Origin of the sequence: Streptococcus infantis (assembly GCF_047460875.1) — a bacterium.
Taxonomy (GTDB): domain Bacteria; phylum Bacillota; class Bacilli; order Lactobacillales; family Streptococcaceae; genus Streptococcus; species Streptococcus infantis_AA.
Genome location: NZ_JASHFI010000006.1, coordinates 1 through 19,236 on the forward strand (window position 1 = coordinate 1; position 19,236 = coordinate 19,236).

Genomic DNA, 19,236 nt, shown 5'->3' on the forward strand with positions numbered 1-19,236 from the left:
ATCCAAGTAAACCAGGTCAACCAGTTGTTCCTAATGTACCAGGCTACAAACCATACTTGCCAGATCCAAAAGATCCAAGCAAACCAGGTAAACCAGTAGAACCAGGAAAACCAATCACTCCTGAAAATCCAGGTGAAGACACACCAATCATCTACGTTCCAGTTAAACCTGACACTCCAGTAGTCCCTAATCCAGAACCACAAACTCCTGCAAAACCAGATCCTAAACCTTTGGATCCTGAAAAAGTAGTGCAGGAATTACCAAATACTGGTACGGATTCAAATGCGATTATTACTGGACTTGGAATCATTGGAATGGCAACAACACTATTAGGTTTAGCTCAAAAGAAAAAAGAAGATTAAAGAAAATATTTAATCCTATAAAATAAATTTCTGGCTAAATTACAAAGTGTCTAATGCCAAGAAGACAAAGCCCTTAGAACTCAAGTTTCTAAGGGCTTTTCTTTGGATCTTTGTCAACTGTAGTGGGCTAACATCTGGAGAGGACGATCGTCGTCCTCTCCATTTTTATATTCAGAGCGATAAAAATTCGTTTTTTAAAGTTTTCAAAGTTCCGAAAACCAAAGGCATTTCGTTTGATAAGTTTGATGAGATTATTGGTTTGGAACATTTTTCTAAATCAGAACATTCGACACGAATTTTTTGGATAATATACCTTTTTCAAATATTTTATAGAAAAATAAGTATATAGCATTATTGATAATTAAACAAATGGTATCAAAATGTACATTTTTAAAACAATTGTGCTATAATATAGTTAGGTAATCAAATATTTCCTAACAATAAAGGAGGTTATTATGAAACATAAATGGTTTAAATGTCTAACATTTTTCTTAACATTCTTGCTAATGGGATTATCGATGATCAATTTAGCAAAAATAGTTCAAGCAGAAACTGTCATAAATTACAATCTAGATACTAAGATGGTCCATGAGAGGTCTGGTCTTGAACTAGCTGAGGATGTGGAAGTTATTGCTGGGGAACGCTTACTCGCAACCTATCAGTTAACCTTTCCAGATAGTCAAAGTATAGCTGAGAACGATAAGCTCGTTTTAGATATTCCAAAAGAGCTGAGACTGATAACGAATCTAACCTTTGATGTAATGAATACTAATGGCAAGAAGGTGGGAATAGCTCAGACGGATCCGAGTACAGGGAAAGTTACTGTAACTTTTACAGATTTTTTTTCTAAGAGACCTGAGAATAAAGAGCTTTCTTTACAGTTTAATTTAACGATTAATCGAGAAGTTGTTAAGGAGAGTCAACCAGTTACTGTTACCATTGGTCATAAGACTTATAGTTTCAAGTACAAACAAGATAGTGGTGAAGCTGGCGATTATGAGATGAAATATGGTTATCAGGATGACACCGATCCAAGTATCATTAAGTGGCGTATTCTCTTGAATGCCAATCAAGATATGATTCGTGGGATGACAATTACGGATACTTTTGGCGATGGACAAACCTTAATTCCTGAGTCATTTAGAGCTGTTCGCTATGAGACACAACCTACAAAGATTCGTAACGAGGCTCATATTCTTACGTTAGAGCCATCAGATAATTTTTCAAAAAAGGCAGTATTCACTAAAAATGCTCAAGGAGGAATCACAGGATTTACAATTCCATTTGGAGATAACTATCATTGGGCAATGTATATTGAATACTCTACTAAGTTACCAGATGGAGTTCCTGCGGGGTCTTTAGTTTCTAACACCTTATCATGGTCAGCCACTAATTTTGAGACTCGTAGTATCGTGCGTGAAGTTCGTCTAGAGTCAGGATCAGGTCTTGGTGGAGCTGAAAAATCAGAAAATGTTATATTAAAGGCTCAAAAGATTCTAAAAGGAAAAGCATTAGAAAAAGACCAGTTTAGTTTTGGACTTTATGATGCAAATAATCTAGCTCAGCCTATCCAAATTGCCAAAAATGCAGAAGATGGAAGTGTAACCTTCAATGCTATTAAGTATGCTAAAGAAGGCGTTTACCATTATCTCATTAAAGAAATGATTCCTGAAAATTCTGGTCACTATGACTATGATAGACATGAATTAAAGGTTACTGTAACGGTAACGGATGATGATGGTATCAAAATGGGAACGGTGGCCTATGGAGAAGAGAAGACAACATTTACCAATGTTTATCGTGGAACTACAAGCATAAAAGGTAAGAAGATTTGGAATGATGCAGAAAACCAAGATGGTATTCGTCCAGATACTATAAGAGTTCGTCTTTTGGCAAACGGTAGTGAAGTAGCAAGTAAATCAGTTAAATCAGAAGATAACTGGAGCTTTGCATTTGATCAGCTACCTGAAAATGATCCAGAAGGAAAAGCTATTGTTTATACAGTAGCAGAGGATCATGTAGAGGGATATACGACAGAGATAGATCAGAAAAACTATACTATCACTAATACACATCTTCCTGAAGTAACTGATTTGAAAGTTAGCAAGCGTTGGGAGGATGCTGATAATAAGGCAGGAAAACGTCCAAATAACATCAAGATCCAACTCTATGCTAATGGCAAGAAAGTCGGAAAAGAAGTTACTTTGAGCGAAGATAATAAGTGGGACTATACTTTTAGCAATCTTCCTAAACAATCAGCAGGAAAAGTTATTAACTATACAATAGCTGAAGTCAAGGTTCCTGAGGGATATGTTTCTAAAACAATCCAAGAAAATGAAACACATTTTGTTTTAGTGAATACCTATCAACCGCCTGTCCCACCAACAATTCCAACAACTCCAAATAAAACAACTAATCCACCAAAACCATCAACTCCAAAGTCACCAGATAAAGCAAGTCATCGTGTTTTACCAAAAACTGGTGAAGAAGCTACTATAGCATTGCTTGTTTTAGGTCTAGGAATTGGTCTTGTAGGACTAGCTTTAGTAAAACGTAGAAAATAGTTAGATAAAAAAGCAGGAATTGATATCTATACCTAAGAGAGGACTTTCGAGTTCTCTCTTTTTATGTCTTAGTCTATACGTTTTAACTGGCTACTTACTATATTCATATTTTTTACAAAAAATAAACCGTTTTCACTTGACAAAAATTGGTCTATACCATATAATAAAATAAAGAAAACGGAGGTTATAAAAATGAAAGTTATTAAAGTGGAAAATCCAATTGAAGGTGGAAAAGTTGCTTTTGACATCCTGAAAGAAAAGTTGGAAAATGGTGCGCAAACCTTGGGACTTGCAACAGGAAGTAGCCCTCTTGAGTTCTACCAAGAAATCGTTAAAAGCGATCTTGATTTTTCAAATCATACAAGTGTGAACTTAGATGAGTATGTCGGTCTTGATGGGGACAATCCTCAATCATACCGTTACTTCATGCAAGAAAATCTTTTCAATCAAAAACCATTTAAAGAAAGCTTCTTGCCACGTGGCGATAAAGACCATGCTGAAGAAGAAGTAGAACGCTACAATCAAATTTTGGCTGACCATCCAGTTGACCTACAAATCTTAGGAATTGGTCGTAATGGACACATTGGATTTAACGAGCCAGGAACTCCATTTGATAGCCAAACACATCTTGTAGAGCTTGACCAGTCTACTATCGAAGCTAACGCACGTTTCTTTGATAAGATTGAAGATGTTCCAACACAAGCCATTTCAATGGGTATTAAGAACATTTTGGATGCTAAGTCTATCCTTCTCTTTGCTTATGGTGAATCAAAAGCAGAAGCTATCGCTGGAACTGTTGAAGGTCCTGTGACAGAAAGCCTTCCAGCAAGTAGCCTGCAAAACCATCCAGATGTGACCATTATCGCAGATGCTGAGGCACTCAGCTTACTTAAAAAATAAAATTAGGAACCATTTGCTCTTTGGAGTGAATGGTTTTTGAGAAATAAAACCATATTTATAGTTTTTGTAGGGCAATAGTAATATGAATAAAGAAGAATTTCTAAAAATAAAAGAAGCATATAAGAGTGCTAGAACGGAAGAGAGAAAAAGAATAATAGACTTCATTACAAAGAAGAAAGATAAGGAAGGGAATTATCTTTTTACTAAGTCAAAAGATAAACCATATAACACAAGAAATCAATACTCAGGAGGCAGAGGAAATAAAAAGTACACATCGGGTAGTAGATTATCTAGACCATATGATTTATCAAATCATATGTGGATTGATTTGTCTTATAAAGGAAATGACATCTTAATTTCTTTACAGTCTTTTGATATTGATCCAAATAAAAATGAAAATAAAAATCTTCATGTCTTATATGATCGGATAGGTATTATGTTTGAAAAAGACGGCAAAATTTTGTTGCCAGATAATAAATCTGAAGTCAGTGATGCTTTTCTTAAAATAGAAACAACAAACTGGGAATTACCTTTATCTGGAGCAGATATGGAGGAGATGGTGAACTATATTATTAATCATTATGAAAAATAAAAAAACTTAGTTTCCTCTTGACATTTATTCATTTTACATGTAAAATAGAATAGATCTTGAACTTGAAGGGAGTGAAAAAAATGTCTAAAACAGTAGTACGTAAGAATGAATCTCTTGACGATGCACTTCGTCGTTTCAAACGTGCGGTTACTAAAGCTGGTACTCTTCAAGAAACACGCAAACGTGAATTCTATGAAAAACCTTCTGTAAAACGTAAACGTAAATCAGAAGCAGCTCGTAAACGTAAAAAATTCTAATTAATTAGAAAGGCTAGAGAGATCTAGTCTTTTTTCTTTTTAAATTAATCCTATAAATCCTGCAAAATTCTAAAACTTCCTCCTACAATTTGATATAATAGTAGAGAAGAACTCGATTTAAGGAGGAAATAATGTCGGTTTTAGTAAAAGAAGTGATTGAAAAGCTTAGATTGGACATTGTCTATGGTGAAGCAGAATTACTTGAAAAGGAAATCAATACTGCGGATATTACGCGACCTGGTCTTGAAATGACAGGCTATTTTGATTACTATACTCCAGAACGGATTCAACTTTTGGGGATGAAGGAGTGGTCTTACCTAGTCTCTATGCCTTCTCAAAATCGTTACGATGTCTTGAAAAAAATGTTTCAACCGGAGACACCTGCGGTCATCGTTGCCCGTGGTTTGGTGGTTCCAGAGGAAATGTTGAAGGCTGCCAGAGAATGTAAAATTGCGATTTTAACTAGTCGTACAGCAACCAGTCGTTTGTCTGGAGAACTGTCTAGCTATCTTGATTCTCGTCTAGCGGAACGTACAAGCGTACATGGGGTCCTAATGGATATCTATGGTATGGGTGTTTTGATTCAAGGTGATAGTGGAATCGGTAAGAGTGAGACAGGTTTAGAACTAGTTAAACGTGGTCACCGCTTGGTAGCAGACGATCGGGTAGATATCTATTCTAAGGATGAAATGACTCTCTGGGGTGAACCTGCTGAAATCTTGAAACATCTGATCGAAATTCGTGGAGTAGGGATCATCGATGTCATGAGTCTATACGGTGCCAGTGCAGTTAAGGATTCTTCACAAGTTCAGCTAGCTGTTTATTTGGAAAATTATGATACACATAAGACCTTTGATCGCTTAGGAAATAATGCTGAAGAACTAGAAGTTTCTGGAGTTACCATTCCACGTATCCGCATCCCAGTTAAAACAGGGCGCAATATTTCTGTTGTTATCGAGGCGGCAGCTATGAATTATCGTGCAAAAGACATGGGCTTTGATGCGACGCGTCTGTTTGAAGAACGTTTAACAAATCTGATTTCAAAGAACGAGGTGAAAGATGATTGATCCTGTTGCTTTTCAGATAGGTCCCTTTGCTGTTCGCTGGTATGCGCTATGTATTGTTTCAGGTCTGATCTTAGCAGTTTTTCTAGCTATGCGTGAGGCTCCTCATAAAAAGATTTTATCTGATGATATTTTAGACTTTATCTTGATTGCCTTCCCTTTATCAATACTTGGAGCGAGACTCTACTATGTCATTTTTAAATTGGATTATTACAGTCAGAATCTAGGAGAAATATTTGCTATCTGGAATGGCGGTCTAGCGATCTACGGTGGCTTGATTACTGGGGCGATTGTTCTATACATCTTTGCAGACCGCAAGTTAATCAATACTTGGGATTTCTTAGATATTGCTGCACCGAGTGTTCTGATTGCTCAGAGCCTTGGACGCTGGGGAAATTTCTTTAACCAGGAAGCTTATGGTGCAGCTGTTGAGAGTCTGGACTATCTTCCATCCTTTATTAAGAATCAGATGTACATTGATGGTTCTTATCGACAGCCAACCTTTCTATATGAGTCCATTTGGAATGTCATCGGATTTGCTTTGATTCTTATTTTTAGAAGACGCTTAAAAGGTATTCGCCGTGGGCATATTACAGCTTTTTATCTTATTTGGTATGGCTTCGGACGTTTGATTATTGAAGGTATGCGTACTGATAGCCTCATGTTCCTTGGCCTACGTGTTTCCCAGTTGTTATCAGCTGTCTTAATCGGACTTGGAATCTTTATTGTTTTCTATCAAAATCGGAAAAAAGCACCATTTTATATTATAAAAAAGGAGAATTAATATGTTAGAAGCTGCTTATATTTTTGTAGCCATTGCCTTGGTTGTATTTTTAGTCTATTTGATTATTACTTTACAAAAAGTTGGTCGAGTTATTGATGAATCAGAAAAAACTGTAAAAACCTTAACATCTGATCTCGATGTGACTCTCCATTATACCAATGAGCTATTAACTAAGGTCAATGTTCTGGTTGATGATATCAACGTTAAAGTGGCAACGATTGATCCCCTCTTTACAGCAGTAGCTGATTTGTCTGTTTCTGTATCAGACCTTAATGATCAAGCGCGTGTTTTGAGCAAAAAGGCATCATCTGCTGGATCAAAAACCTTGAAGACAGGCGCAGGCTTATCAGCTATACGTGTTGCAAGTAAATTTTTCAAAAAATAAAAAAGGAGTAAGCTAATGGGTAAACTATCATCTATCTTTCTTGGAACTGTTTCAGGTGTTGCTGCAGCCTTGTTTCTAACTAGTGATAAAGGGAAGCAAGTGAGAAGTCAAGCACAAGGATTTTTAGAAGATTTAAGAGAAGATCCTGAGTATGCCAAGGAACAAGTCTGTGAAAAACTGACTGATGTAAAAGAACAAACCAAAGAATTTGTTCTTAAAACCAAAGAACAAGTGGAATCAGGCGAAATCACCCTTGATACTGTCCTTGAAAAAGCAAAATGTTGCGCACAGCAGGCAACAGAAGCTTCTAAAGAAACCTTGAACAGTCTCAAAGAACAACTGGAAGAAAAAGTGGTTGTGGAAAAACAAGAAGAAGGTCAAGAAATCGTCATCGATATTCAAGAAGATTAAAATAGAGTCACCATTTCATGATTCCCTAGGAGTCAGACATGGTGATTTTTTTATTGAATGAAGTCTTTATGGTATAATGAGTACTATGCAGAAGAAACCGACATCAGCCTATGTGCATATTCCGTTTTGCACACAGATTTGTTATTATTGTGACTTTTCAAAAGTCTTTATTAAAAACCAGCCAGTGGATAGCTACCTAGAACATCTCTTAGAAGAGTATCGCTCCTATGATATTCAGCAGTTGAGGACGCTATATATAGGAGGGGGAACTCCAACAGCCTTATCTGCCCAGCAACTGGAGTTTTTGTTAGATGGGTTGACGAAAAATCTGGACTTATCAGCCTTAGAGGAGTTAACCATTGAAGCCAACCCTGGGGATTTAGATTCCGATAAGATAGCAGTCCTAAAAAATTCAGCAGTTAATCGTGTTTCCTTAGGTGTGCAAACTTTTGATGATAAAATGCTGAAAAAGATTGGGCGCAGTCACTTGGAAAAGGATATCTATGAGAATATAGACCGTCTTAAACTTGCTGGTTTTGATAATATTTCCATTGACTTGATTTACGCTCTTCCCGGGCAAACTATGGAGCAGGTCAAGGACAATGTTGCCAAGGCTATTGCCCTTGATATTCCTCATATGAGTCTCTATAGCTTAATTTTGGAAAATCATACGGTCTTTATGAATCGTATGAGACGAGGGAAATTACCACTTCCAAAGGAAGAATTAGAAGCTGAGATGTTTGAGTATATCATTTCAGAGCTAGAAAAATCTGGCTTCGAGCATTATGAGATTTCTAATTTTTCTAAACCAGGATTTGAGAGTCGCCATAATCTTATGTACTGGGACAATGCCGAGTATTATGGTATTGGTGCTGGTGCGTCTGGCTATGTAGACGGTGTTCGCTATAAAAACCATGGGCCAATCCGCCATTATTTAAAGGCGGTAGAAGAGGGAAATGCTCGTATTACTGAAGAACACCTGAGTCAAAGGGAAAAAATGGAAGAAGAGATGTTTCTCGGCCTTCGCAAGAAGTCAGGAGTTTCTATGGCACGCTTTGAAGAAAAATTTGGACGGTCTTTCCAGGAACTTTATGGAGATGTTGTTAGAGAATTGATTCAACAAGGTCTTATGCAGGTTGAGGGTGATTGTGTTCGTATGACAAAGAAAGGTCTCTTTTTAGGAGATACAGTAGCTGAAAGATTTATTTTGGAGTGATACTATGGGTTTAACTTATAAAATGAAGATGAAAATTCCTTTTGACATGTCAGATATGAATGGGCATATCAAACTACCGAGCCTCATCTTACTTTCTCTGCAGGTTTCTGGTAGCCAGTCAGCTCAACTGGGCGTAAGCGATAAGGAAATACTTGAAAAATATAATCTAGTTTGGATTATTACAGAGTACGATATTGACGTGATTAGGCTTCCACGTTTTTCCGAGGAAATGACCATCGAGACAGAGGCTTTAAGTTACAATCGTCTCTTTTGTTACCGCCGTTTCACCATCTACGATGAGTCAGGTCAAGCCATTATCCAAATGCTGGCTAGCTTTGCCCTGATGGACCGGGACAGTCGCAAGGTCCATAGTGTGGATCCTGAGATGGTTGCCCCTTACCAATCGGAATTTTCAAAGAAAATCATTCGAGGTCCCAAGTATACAGATTTGGACAATCCTACTAATAAGGACTATCATGTTCGTTTTTATGATTTGGATATGAATGGTCATGTCAATAATAGTAAGTATCTAGATTGGATTTTTGAAGTGATGGGAGCAGACTTTCTCATGAATCATATCCCACAGAAAATCAATCTCAAATACGTGAAGGAAGTTCGTCCTGGAGGTATGATTAGCTCTAGCTATGAATTGGACGGATTGCAGAGTTGCCATCAAGTTACCAGCCAAGGAGTCGTCAATGCCCAGGCTTTGATTCAATGGACTACAAAGGAGTGAAAATGACTTATAAAGGATATTTAATAGATTTAGACGGAACAATTTATAAGGGGAAAGATCGGATCCCTGAAGGAGAAGCTTTTGTCCATGAGTTGCAAAAGCGAAATATTCCCTACCTCTTTGTCACAAACAATACGACACGAACACCTGATAGTGTCCAAGAGATGTTGGCTAATCACTTCAACATTGATACACCAGTGTCAACTATCTATACTGCAACTTTAGCGACCATAGACTATATGAATGACCTTGGACTAGAAAAAACTGTCTATGTCATTGGTGAGGCAGGTCTAAAGGAAGCCATTCAAGCAGCAGGCTATGTTGAGGACAAGGACAATCCTGCATATGTGGTTGTTGGTTTAGACTGGCAAGTAGACTATGAAAAATTTGCTACGGCAACCCTAGCTATCAATAAAGGTGCTCACTTTATCGGTACCAACCCTGATTTGAACATTCCGACGGAACGAGGTCTTTTGCCTGGTGCTGGTTCTCTGATTACTCTTCTTGAAGCAGCGACTCGCGTAAAACCAGTTTATATTGGAAAACCAAACGCGATTATTATGGATAAGGCTGTTGAACACCTAGGACTTGAACGTCAAGAAATTGTCATGGTGGGCGATAATTATCTTACTGATATTCGAGCTGGTATTGACAATGGCATTCCTAGCCTTTTGGTGACGACAGGATTTACAAAACCTGAAGAAGTAGCAGACTTGCCAATTGCACCAACTCATGTCCTTTCAAGTCTAGCGGAGTGGGATTTCGATGAAAACTAAGTTTACTTTTGTAGGAAGTATTCTCTTTCTTCTCTCGCTTGCAATTTTATCGACAATATACCTAGCATGGCTGATTTATCCTCAGGAAATTTCTTGGTTAAATCTGACAAGTCGTGTTCATTTCCACCCTCAGATCATCCAACATAACTTTAATGTTTTGATGGATTATTTGACCAATCCATTGAGTCAGGTATTAGCAATGCCAGATTTTCCTTCGTCTGCCTCTGGTATTCACCACTTTGTGGTTGTAAAGGGACTCTTTCACCTAGCGCAAGGAGTAGCAATAGTAACTTTACCGATTTTCTACCTTTTTTGGAAGCAAGTTATTCAGAAAGGTTTTCTGCCACTTTATCGTAGAGCACTCTTAATCATGCTTTCTCTACCTTTGGTTCTTGGTTTATTTGGTGTCTTAGTTGGCTTTGAGCAGTTTTTTACCTTGTTCCACCAGATACTTTTCGTGGGCGATGATACGTGGCTTTTTGATCCCGCGTTTGATCCAGTTATTTTAATCCTACCAGAGGAATTTTTCCTCCATTGTTTTCTCTTGTTTTTCTGTATCTATGAGCTTCTTTTTGGTTTCTTTTGTTTCAAAAGTAGAAGGGTTTACCAGTCAGAAAAGGAATAAAATTAGCTAGATTTTAATGAATGTTCGAAAAACTTTTATCGTTTGGGAAATCTTTTTTGCCATACTGGAGCAAATGATTTACCTTTAATCAGAAATAGCCTGTTTTTATCGAAAAAAGTAGGTTTTTTTAAGGAAATAACTAGTCAAGCGCTTTATTTTTTTGTATAATAGAGTTAGAAAAGTATGCAAAGAAGAGAATAGCATGATTACACTATTTTTATCACCGAGTTGTACATCATGTCGTAAGGCAAAGGCCTGGCTTGATAATCATAAAGTGCCTTTCCAAGAGCACAACATTATGACCAGTCCTTTATCAAGAAAAGAGTTGCAACAAATTCTTTCCTTGACCGAAAACGGTACCGATGACATCATTTCAACTCGTTCAAAAATTTTCCAAAAGTTAAATATTGATGTGGAAAGTATCTCGGTGACAGAGTTGCTTAATTTAATTGAGCAATATCCTAGTCTTTTGCGTCGTCCAATCATCATTGATGATAAACGTATGCAGATTGGCTTTAATGAAGATGAGATTCGTGCATTTCTTCCTCGTAGTTATCGTAAGCAAGAATTGAAAGAAGCTACATTAAGAGCTGGTATTAATTAGATGAATAAACAGTATAGTTACCCACTAGATTTGTCGTGGAGCACTGAAGAACTTGCTTCAGTGCTTTCTTTTTTTAATGATGTTGAAACTGCCTATGAAACACAGGTAGATGCTAAGAAACTATTAGATTCCTACAAGGTATTCAAGTCAGTTGTGCCTAGCAAGAGCGAAGAAAAACGTTTGGGACGTGAGTTTGAATCAGTTAGTGGATACTCTTTCTACCGTGCAGTCCAGTTGGCCAAAGAAAAAGGAGAAGGGAAGATTTCACTTGGAAAATAAATTTGCGTTTGCCAAAGAGATTGTCAAGGAAGCAGCGAACTATATTCGAAAACATATGAAGGATGACCTTCATGTTGAGAGAAAATCCTCGCCGACGGACTTGGTGACACGTTTGGATAAGGAAGTTCAGAATTTTTTGATTGATAAGATTCGTTCGCAATATCCTGATGACCAATTTTGTGCAGAAGAGGGATGTCTACGTGCTTCAGTTGGACATGGATCTGTTTGGGTCATTGATCCCATTGATGGTACCAACAACTTTGTCGCACAAGGTGATGATTTTGCCATTATGGTAGCATATTTTGAAAATGGTGTGGGCCAGTTTGGGATCATTTATGATGTCATGAAAGGTCATTGTTATCATGGAGGAGGTACTTTTCAGGCCTGTCTCAATGAAGAACCCTTGCCTAGTTTTAAGGATAAGCCCTTGCGAGATTTTCTAATTGCGAGCAATGCTGGCATGTTGGAAACAAACGCCTGGGGTGTGGCAGAATTGGCTAATGCTTCACTTGGTGTACGAATATATGGAAGTGCGGCTATTAGTTTTTCTAAAATATTATCTGGTCAGCTATTGACCTATATCACCTATCTCCAACCTTGGGACTATGCTGCAGCTGGTATCATTGGAAAAAGCTTAGGTTATCAGATTGTAACCTTAAATGGAGAGACGGTGGATTTTCAGACACGACAACCAATTATGATGGTTCCAACAGACAAGTTGGCAGAAATTCAATCCTATATCTATGAAAGGAAATAAATTTACATGCAATTTCCAGAAGGATTTGTAAAAAAATATGAAGCAATATTGGGAGATGAGGCAAGAGCTTTTCTTGCCTCTTTTGATGATGAGGCAGTTTCTGCCTTTCGCATCAATCCCTTAAAAGAAAGCCAAGTTTCTTTTTCAGATGCTATTCCAAATACACCTTGGGGCTACTATGGAAAGGTTTCAGGGAAATCACCTGAGCATGTAACAGGCTTGGTCTATTCCCAAGAACCTGCTGCACAAATGGTTGCACAAGTAGCTCAACCAAAACCAGGCATGAAGGTCTTGGATTTGGCAGCGGCTCCCGGTGGGAAATCAACTCAACTGGCAGCTTATCTTGCAGGCGAAGGACTACTTGTTTCCAATGAAATTTCTAGCAAGCGAGCTAAGATTTTGGTTGAAAATATGGAGCGTTTTGGTGCGACTAATGTCGTTGTGACCAATGAATCTGCAGAACGTTTAGCCAAGGTCTTTAAAGGTTATTTTGACCTGATTGTTCTAGATGCTCCTTGCTCGGGTGAAGGAATGTTTCGTAAACAGCCCGATGCTATGGATTATTGGAGTGAGGATTATCCTAGTCAGTGCGCTAGTCTACAACGTGAGATTTTAGCGGATGCAGTTACTATGTTGGCTGATGGTGGTCGACTAGTCTATTCAACATGTACCTGGGCGCCAGAAGAAAACGAAGAAATCGTCCAATGGTTACTGGATAGCTATAATTTTGAATTGATTCCAATCCAACACATCAATGGAATGGTACCTGGAATTGATTTACCTGAAACAGCTCGGATGTACCCTCATCTCTTTAAGGGAGAAGGACAGTTTGTTGCTCATCTTCAGTTTAAGGGACAAAACAAGACTGGGAAGTTCAAGCCTTCTAAGACGAACCTCAGTCGTGAACAGTTGAGTTTGTGGCAAGATTTTGAGAAAAAGCATCTTAAAGAAAAACTGACCGGTGTCCTACAAGTTTTTGGGGAGCAACTGTATCTCTTACCAGAAGTTTTACCAGATTTGGGTAAGCTTAAGATTGCTCGAAACGGACTCCATCTTGGAACTTTTAAGAAGAAACGTTTTGAACCAAGTTTTGCTCTTGGTCTAGCCTTGAAACCAAGTCAAGTCAAACAATCAATTGAAATTCATCAAGAAGACTTCGTTAAATACGTGGCCGGTGAGACGGTCCAATTAGCTGAAATTCTTCCAAATGGTTGGTACCAAGTTTTGGTTGGTGGAAATGGTCTAGGTTTTGCAAAAGTGACCGGAAATACCTTGAAGAATTATTTCCCCAAGGGCTTGCGATTCAGGTAAAAAACTAGTCAAAGCTAGTATTCTATGTTATAGTGGAAGTATGGATGATTTTGTAAAATACATGAAAATATTCAAATCTTCCAAGCTATTCACCATTATTTTCAAGGAGACAAATAGTGAAAAAAAGAAAAAAGCTTGCCCTATCTCTTGCAACTCTTTTGCTTGCTGGGTCGCTAGCGGGATGTGCTAGTTGGATTGATCGAGGAGAATCTATGACTGCTGTTGGATCAACAGCTCTCCAACCTCTAGTTGAAGCTGCTGCAGATGAGTTTGGCTCAAGAAATATCGGAAAAACAGTCAATGTCCAAGGTGGTGGATCTGGTACTGGGCTATCGCAAGTTCAGTCTGGAGCGGTAGATGTCGGTAACTCGGATGTATTTGCCGAGGAAAAAGATGGAATCGATGCTTCTGCCTTAGTTGACCACAAGGTAGCTGTTGCGGGCATAGCTGTTATCATCAATAAAGAAGTAGATGTTGATAATCTTACGACAGAACAACTTCGCAAAATTTTTACAGGTGAAATTACCAACTGGAAAGAAGTTGGTGGTAAGGATTTAGCGATTCCTATTATCAACCGAGCGGCTAGCTCAGGTTCTCGTGCTACCTTTGACAGTGTGATTATGGATGGAAAATCAGCAGTACAAAGTCAGGAACAAGATTCAAACGGAATGGTTAAATCAATTGTTTCTCAAACACCGGGTGCTATTTCTTACCTAGCCTTCGCCTATGTCGATGACTCAGTAGCGACTATCAAACTCAATGGTTATGAGCCAATCTCAGAAAACGTTACAACTAACAATTGGCCTTTGTGGTCTTATGAACACATGTATACCCTTGGTGAGCCAAATGAATTGGTTGGAGAATTTTTAAACTTTGTCCTTTCAGATGAAGCTCAGAATGGAATCGTAAAAGGAATGGGCTATATTTCTGTTAAGGAAATGAAGGTTGAAAAAGATGCTGCAGGTACTGTGACAGCCATAGAAGGGAGCCAATAATGAATCAAGAAGAATTATCAAAAAAATTGCTCTCTCCTTCAAAAAACTCTCGTCTTGAGAAATTAGGAAAAGGACTAACCTTTGCCTGCCTATCTTTGATTGTTATCATTGTTGCAATGATTTTGATCTTTGTAGCCCAAAAAGGCTTTTCGACCTTCTTTGTCAATGGTGTGAATATCTTTGATTTTCTTTTTGGTGCAACTTGGAATCCATCAGGTAAACAATTTGGTGCCCTTCCAATGATTTTAGGTTCCTTTATTGTTACCATCCTATCAGCTCTTATTGCAACACCATTTGCCATTGGGGCTGCAGTCTTTATGACAGAAGTATCACCAAAAGGGGCAAAGATTTTGCAACCTGCTATTGAACTCCTAGTTGGGATTCCTTCAGTAGTTTATGGATTTATCGGATTGCAGGTCGTCGTACCATTTGTACGTAGTGTCTTTGGTGGAACAGGTTTTGGTATTTTATCAGGGATTTTCGTTCTCTTTGTTATGATTTTGCCGACTGTAACCTTCATGACAACAGATAGCCTACGTGCGGTTCCTCGTCACTACCGTGAAGCAAGTTTAGCCATGGGAGCGACTCGTTGGCAAACCATTTGGCGTGTGACCTTGAAGGCTGCTCGTTCAGGTATTTTTACGGCAGTAGTCTTCGGAATGGCGCGTGCCTTTGGTGAGGCTCTTGCGATTCAGATGGTGGTCGGTAACTCAGCAGTTATCCCAACTTCATTAACGACGCCAGCAGCGACTTTAACATCTGTATTGACTATGGGAATTGGTAATACAGTTATGGGAACTGTTGATAATAATGTTCTTTGGTCACTAGCCTTAGTATTGCTCTTGATGAGCTTGGCCTTCAACAGTGTGATTAAATTGATTACGAAAGAAAGAGGAAAGAAAAACTATGCACGCTAAGAAATTAGATAAACTTGCAACAGCTGTCCTCTATACCATCGCAGGAATCATTGTGACCATCCTAGCTTCCTTGATTCTTTATATCTTGGTTCGAGGGTTGCCACATGTTTCATGGTCATTCTTGACTGGGAAATCATCTTCTTATCAAGCAGGTGGTGGTATTGGAATTCAGCTTTATAATTCCTTCTTCCTTTTGGTCATCACCTTGTTCATCTCTGTGCCTTTGTCAATGGGGGCTGGAATTTACTTGGCAGAGTACGCCAAAAAAGGTCGTGTTACCAACTTTGTTCGTACCTGTATTGAAATTTTGTCTTCTCTACCATCCGTAGTTGTGGGACTCTTTGGTTACCTCATCTTTGTAGTTCAGTTTGAGTATGGATTTTCTATTATTTCAGGTGCCTTGGCTTTGACCGTCTTTAACCTACCTCAGATGACTCGTAATGTTGAAGACAGTTTGAAACACGTTCACCACACGCAACGTGAAGCTGGTTTGGCGCTTGGACTTTCTCGTTGGGAAACTGTCCTTCATGTCGTTATTCCTGAAGCTCTTCCCGGTATTGTAACTGGGATCGTGCTTGCATCAGGTCGTATCTTTGGAGAAGCTGCAGCCCTTATCTATACAGCAGGTCAATCTGCACCAGCACTTGACTGGTCTAACTGGAATGTTCTCAGCGTAAGTAGTCCAATTTCAATCTTCCGTCAAGCAGAAACCTTGGCTGTTCATATCTGGAAAGTCAATAGTGAAGGAACTATTCCTGATGGAACTTTAGTTTCAGCAGGTTCTGCAGCGGTGCTCCTCATCTTTATCTTGATCTTTAACTTCGGAGCACGTAAACTCGGAAGCTATCTACATAAGAAATTAACCGCTGCCTAAAGGAGAAGCCATGTCAAAATATAATTGGGATGAAAGGCATATCATTACTTTTCCAGAAGAAAAAGTGGCCCTCTCTACGAAGGATTTACATGTTTACTACGGTAAGAATGAATCCATCAAGGGCGTGGATATGCAATTCGAAAAAAATAAAATTACTGCCTTGATTGGACCGTCAGGTTCTGGGAAATCAACCTACCTACGCAGTCTCAACCGTATGAATGATACCATTGATATTGCTAAGGTTACAGGAGAAATTCTCTATCAGGGAATCGACGTTAACCGTCCTGAAATCAATGTTTATGAAATGCGTAAACACATCGGAATGGTTTTCCAACGTCCAAACCCATTTGCTAAATCAATCTACCGCAACATCACCTTTGCACATGAACGTGCAGGAGTTAAGGACAAGAAGGTCCTTGATGAAATTGTAGAAACCTCACTTCGTCAGGCCGCCCTCTGGGACCAGGTCAAAGATGACCTTCACAAGTCTGCCTTGACGCTTTCAGGTGGTCAACAGCAACGTCTCTGTATCGCTCGTGCTATTTCTGTAAAACCAGACATCCTCTTAATGGATGAGCCGGCATCAGCCTTGGATCCGATCGCGACAGCTCAGCTTGAAGAAACTATGCTTGAGTTGAAGAAGGATTTTACCATCATCATCGTGACCCACAGTATGCAACAAGCTGCGCGTGCGAGTGATTATACAGGATTCTTCTACCTGGGTGACTTGATTGAGTATGATAAAACTGCAAATATTTTCCAAAATGCTAAGCTACAGTCTACCAATGACTATGTAACTGGTCACTTTGGTTAGAAAGGAAACAGTATGACAGAACCGATTTTACAGGTTTCAGACCTGTCAGTCTATTACAATAAAAAGAAGGCCTTGAATAGTGTTTCCTTATCGTTCCAACCCAAGGAAATTACAGCCCTTATCGGTCCGTCTGGATCTGGGAAATCAACACTTCTAAAGGCTATTAACCGAATGGGTGACCTTAATCCTGAAGTGACGACAACTGGATCAGTGGTTTATAACGGTCACAATATCTATAGTCCTCGTACGGATACAGTTGAGTTACGTAAGGAAATCGGAATGGTTTTCCAACAACCCAATCCATTCCCAATGTCTATCTACGAAAATGTTGTTTATGGTCTCCGCATTAATGGAGAGAAAGACAAGCAAGTCTTGGACGAAGCTGTGGAGAAGGCTTTACAACGTGCCTCAATCTGGGATGAAGTCAAGGACCGCTTGCATGATTCTGCTATCGGTCTTTCAGGTGGGCAACAACAACGTGTTTGTGTGGCACGTGTATTGGCGACTAGCCCTAAAATCATCCTCTTGGATGAACCAACTTCAGCCTTGGACCCTATTTCTGCTGGTAAGATTGAGGAAACCTTGTATGGTCTAAAAGACAAATACACCATGCTCTTGGTTACTCGTTCTATGCAGCAAGCATCTCGAATCTCCGATAAGACAGGCTTTTTCCTCAATGGAGATTTGATTGAATTTAACGATACCAAGGATATGTTCCTCTATCCTCAACATAAGGAGACAGAGGACTACATTTCAGGTAAATTTGGATAAGGAGTGAGAAGATGTTACGATCTCAATTTGAAGAAGATTTAGAGAAATTGCATAATCAGTTTTATGCTATGGGACAAGAAGTTCTTTCCCAAATCAATCGTACCGTACGTGCTTTTGTAACGCATGACCGTGACATGGCTAAAGAAGTCATTGAGGAAGATGCAGAAGTAAACGAATACGAAGTGAAACTTGAAAAGAAATCATTTGAAATGATTGCCCTACAACAGCCAGTTTCACAAGACTTACGTACAGTTTTAACAGTTCTAAAAGCTGTGTCAGACTTAGAACGTATGGGGGACCATGCAGTATCTATCGCAAAAGCAACGATTCGTATGAAGGGTGAGCAACGTATCCCTGCAGTTGAAGAAGAAATTAAAAAAATGGGTCGTGAAGTAAAAAACTTTGTTGAAGCCGCTTTAGAACTTTATTTGAATGGTTCTGTGGATCAAGCCTATGAAGTTGCAACCATGGATGAAAATATCAACCATTACTTTGATAATATTCGTGATCTTGCAACTGAAGAAATTAGAAAGAACCCAGAAGCTATCGTCACAGGTCGTGATTACTTCCAAGTCATTTCATACTTGGAGCGTATCGGAGACTATGCTAAAAATATCTGTGAATGGGTTGTTTACTTTGAAACAGGTAAGATTGTTGAATTATAAAGTATTCAAATGATAAAATTATTGTGAAAGCTTACTTTTTACTAGAGTAAGCTTTCATTGTATAGATAATTTACTTTGTCAGAGGTGAATAATGAACTACATACAGAATATAAGAAAAAAAGTTGGAAAAGATAAAATTATTTTAAATTTCACATGTGGAATATTAAGTCAATCAGGAAAAATATTATTACAAAAACGAGCAGATAAAGGAACTTGGGGATTACCAGGCGGAGCTATTGAATTAGGCGAATCGGCTGTAGAAGCGTTAGTTCGAGAGTTTTACGAAGAAACTGGACTGAAAGTGACAGTGAAAAAACTTTTAAATGTTTATACAAAATATTCAGATAGTTATCCAAATGGTGATGAGGCTCAAGTTCTTACAATTTTGTATTTAGTTGCATCTGAAACTTCTATCTCTACAAATGTTTTTACGAGTGACGAAACTTTAGAATTAGGATTTTTTGAACATAGGGACATACAAAATATCACAATTGTAAACCAGCAACATCGAGATATGATAAATGATTTTTTTGAAAATAAGTTCCCAATAGATAGATAAACTAACCACTGAATTTCT

Annotated in this window: 24 protein-coding genes and 1 pseudogene; 24 read left to right on the forward strand and 1 reads right to left on the reverse strand. The window is 38.5% G+C overall.

Going from position 1 to position 19,236, the window contains the following annotated elements:
* The coding region (locus tag QM887_RS05125; protein WP_414270820.1) for an LPXTG cell wall anchor domain-containing protein at nt 1–362 on the forward strand (362 nt) is incomplete at its 5' end.
* Nucleotides 363–489: 127 nt separating this feature from the next.
* Here the strand turns inward: QM887_RS05125 and QM887_RS05130 are convergent.
* A pseudogene (locus QM887_RS05130) lies at nt 490–633 on the reverse strand (transposase); the annotation flags it as partial.
* A 184-nt stretch (nt 634–817) separates the two neighbouring features.
* Here QM887_RS05130 and QM887_RS05135 point away from each other — a divergent pair.
* From QM887_RS05135 to QM887_RS05245, 23 genes are all read left to right on the forward strand, one after another.
* The gene (locus QM887_RS05135; RefSeq protein WP_414270821.1) at nt 818–2,926 is read left to right on the forward strand and encodes a Cna B-type domain-containing protein; all 2,109 of its coding nucleotides are present in this window, start codon (nt 818–820) and stop codon (nt 2,924–2,926) included.
* Between the two features lie 192 nt (nt 2,927–3,118).
* Nucleotides 3,119–3,826: a glucosamine-6-phosphate deaminase gene (locus tag QM887_RS05140; RefSeq protein ID WP_414270822.1), complete on the forward strand. Its 708-nt coding sequence runs from the start codon at nt 3,119–3,121 to the stop codon at nt 3,824–3,826.
* 82 nt (nt 3,827–3,908) lie between these two features.
* Nucleotides 3,909–4,418, forward strand: a complete 510-nt coding sequence (locus QM887_RS05145; protein WP_414270824.1) for a hypothetical protein — start codon at nt 3,909–3,911, stop codon at nt 4,416–4,418.
* A gap of 80 nt (nt 4,419–4,498) precedes the next feature.
* Nucleotides 4,499–4,675 (forward strand): 30S ribosomal protein S21, encoded by a 177-nt coding sequence (gene rpsU, locus QM887_RS05150; RefSeq protein WP_000048054.1) that lies wholly within the window; start codon nt 4,499–4,501, stop codon nt 4,673–4,675.
* 131 nt (nt 4,676–4,806) lie between these two features.
* Complete coding sequence (gene hprK, locus QM887_RS05155; protein WP_075229382.1) at nt 4,807–5,742, forward strand: HPr(Ser) kinase/phosphatase; 936 nt, start codon at nt 4,807–4,809, stop codon at nt 5,740–5,742.
* Entirely contained in the window at nt 5,735–6,523 is a 789-nt protein-coding gene (gene lgt, locus QM887_RS05160) for a prolipoprotein diacylglyceryl transferase (RefSeq protein WP_414270826.1), read from the forward strand. The genes hprK and lgt overlap by 8 nt, the downstream gene beginning before the upstream one ends.
* Before the next feature lies 1 nt (nt 6,524).
* On the forward strand, nt 6,525–6,908 hold the full coding sequence (locus tag QM887_RS05165) for a DUF948 domain-containing protein (protein ID WP_075229384.1): 384 nt from the start codon (nt 6,525–6,527) through the stop codon (nt 6,906–6,908).
* 15 nt (nt 6,909–6,923) lie between these two features.
* On the forward strand, nt 6,924–7,319 hold the full coding sequence (locus tag QM887_RS05170) for a YtxH domain-containing protein (RefSeq protein WP_414270827.1): 396 nt from the start codon (nt 6,924–6,926) through the stop codon (nt 7,317–7,319).
* 85 nt (nt 7,320–7,404) lie between these two features.
* Nucleotides 7,405–8,535: a radical SAM family heme chaperone HemW gene (gene hemW, locus QM887_RS05175; RefSeq protein WP_414270829.1), complete on the forward strand. Its 1,131-nt coding sequence runs from the start codon at nt 7,405–7,407 to the stop codon at nt 8,533–8,535.
* Nucleotides 8,536–8,539: 4 nt separating this feature from the next.
* Nucleotides 8,540–9,271, forward strand: a complete 732-nt coding sequence (locus tag QM887_RS05180; protein WP_414270831.1) for an acyl-ACP thioesterase domain-containing protein — start codon at nt 8,540–8,542, stop codon at nt 9,269–9,271.
* 2 nt (nt 9,272–9,273) lie between these two features.
* Nucleotides 9,274–10,047 carry a TIGR01457 family HAD-type hydrolase gene (locus QM887_RS05185; RefSeq protein ID WP_414270833.1) on the forward strand — a complete coding sequence of 258 codons (774 nt, stop codon included), beginning with the start codon at nt 9,274–9,276 and terminating at the stop codon, nt 10,045–10,047.
* Nucleotides 10,037–10,672 (forward strand): TIGR01906 family membrane protein, encoded by a 636-nt coding sequence (locus QM887_RS05190; RefSeq protein ID WP_414270834.1) that lies wholly within the window; start codon nt 10,037–10,039, stop codon nt 10,670–10,672. Before QM887_RS05185 ends, QM887_RS05190 begins: the two co-directional genes overlap by 11 nt.
* Before the next feature lie 202 nt (nt 10,673–10,874).
* Nucleotides 10,875–11,276, forward strand: a complete 402-nt coding sequence (locus tag QM887_RS05195; RefSeq protein ID WP_414270835.1) for a Spx/MgsR family RNA polymerase-binding regulatory protein — start codon at nt 10,875–10,877, stop codon at nt 11,274–11,276.
* The gene (locus tag QM887_RS05200; protein ID WP_414270836.1) at nt 11,277–11,555 is read left to right on the forward strand and encodes a UPF0223 family protein; all 279 of its coding nucleotides are present in this window, start codon (nt 11,277–11,279) and stop codon (nt 11,553–11,555) included.
* Nucleotides 11,545–12,312, forward strand: coding sequence for an inositol monophosphatase family protein (locus QM887_RS05205; protein ID WP_414270837.1), 768 nt, complete (start codon nt 11,545–11,547; stop codon nt 12,310–12,312). The genes QM887_RS05200 and QM887_RS05205 overlap by 11 nt, the downstream gene beginning before the upstream one ends.
* A 6-nt stretch (nt 12,313–12,318) precedes the next feature.
* On the forward strand, nt 12,319–13,623 hold the full coding sequence (locus QM887_RS05210) for an RsmF rRNA methyltransferase first C-terminal domain-containing protein (RefSeq protein ID WP_414270838.1): 1,305 nt from the start codon (nt 12,319–12,321) through the stop codon (nt 13,621–13,623).
* Nucleotides 13,624–13,739: 116 nt separating this feature from the next.
* A complete protein-coding gene (locus tag QM887_RS05215; protein WP_414270839.1) occupies nt 13,740–14,618 on the forward strand; it encodes a phosphate ABC transporter substrate-binding protein PstS family protein in 879 nt (292 codons plus the stop codon).
* A complete protein-coding gene (gene pstC, locus QM887_RS05220; RefSeq protein ID WP_414270841.1) occupies nt 14,618–15,535 on the forward strand; it encodes a phosphate ABC transporter permease subunit PstC in 918 nt (305 codons plus the stop codon). The genes QM887_RS05215 and pstC overlap by 1 nt, the downstream gene beginning before the upstream one ends.
* A complete protein-coding gene (gene pstA, locus QM887_RS05225) occupies nt 15,525–16,409 on the forward strand; it encodes a phosphate ABC transporter permease PstA (protein WP_006153485.1) in 885 nt (294 codons plus the stop codon). The genes pstC and pstA overlap by 11 nt, the downstream gene beginning before the upstream one ends.
* Before the next feature lie 10 nt (nt 16,410–16,419).
* Nucleotides 16,420–17,223: a phosphate ABC transporter ATP-binding protein PstB gene (gene pstB / locus QM887_RS05230; protein ID WP_414270842.1), complete on the forward strand. Its 804-nt coding sequence runs from the start codon at nt 16,420–16,422 to the stop codon at nt 17,221–17,223.
* A 12-nt stretch (nt 17,224–17,235) separates the two neighbouring features.
* Nucleotides 17,236–17,994 carry a phosphate ABC transporter ATP-binding protein PstB gene (gene pstB / locus QM887_RS05235; RefSeq protein ID WP_045763360.1) on the forward strand — a complete coding sequence of 253 codons (759 nt, stop codon included), beginning with the start codon at nt 17,236–17,238 and terminating at the stop codon, nt 17,992–17,994.
* Between the two features lie 11 nt (nt 17,995–18,005).
* A complete protein-coding gene (phoU, locus tag QM887_RS05240) occupies nt 18,006–18,659 on the forward strand; it encodes a phosphate signaling complex protein PhoU (protein WP_049509822.1) in 654 nt (217 codons plus the stop codon).
* 91 nt (nt 18,660–18,750) lie between these two features.
* Nucleotides 18,751–19,218 carry an NUDIX hydrolase gene (locus QM887_RS05245; RefSeq protein WP_049548248.1) on the forward strand — a complete coding sequence of 156 codons (468 nt, stop codon included), beginning with the start codon at nt 18,751–18,753 and terminating at the stop codon, nt 19,216–19,218.
* Nucleotides 19,219–19,236 lie beyond the last annotated feature (18 nt).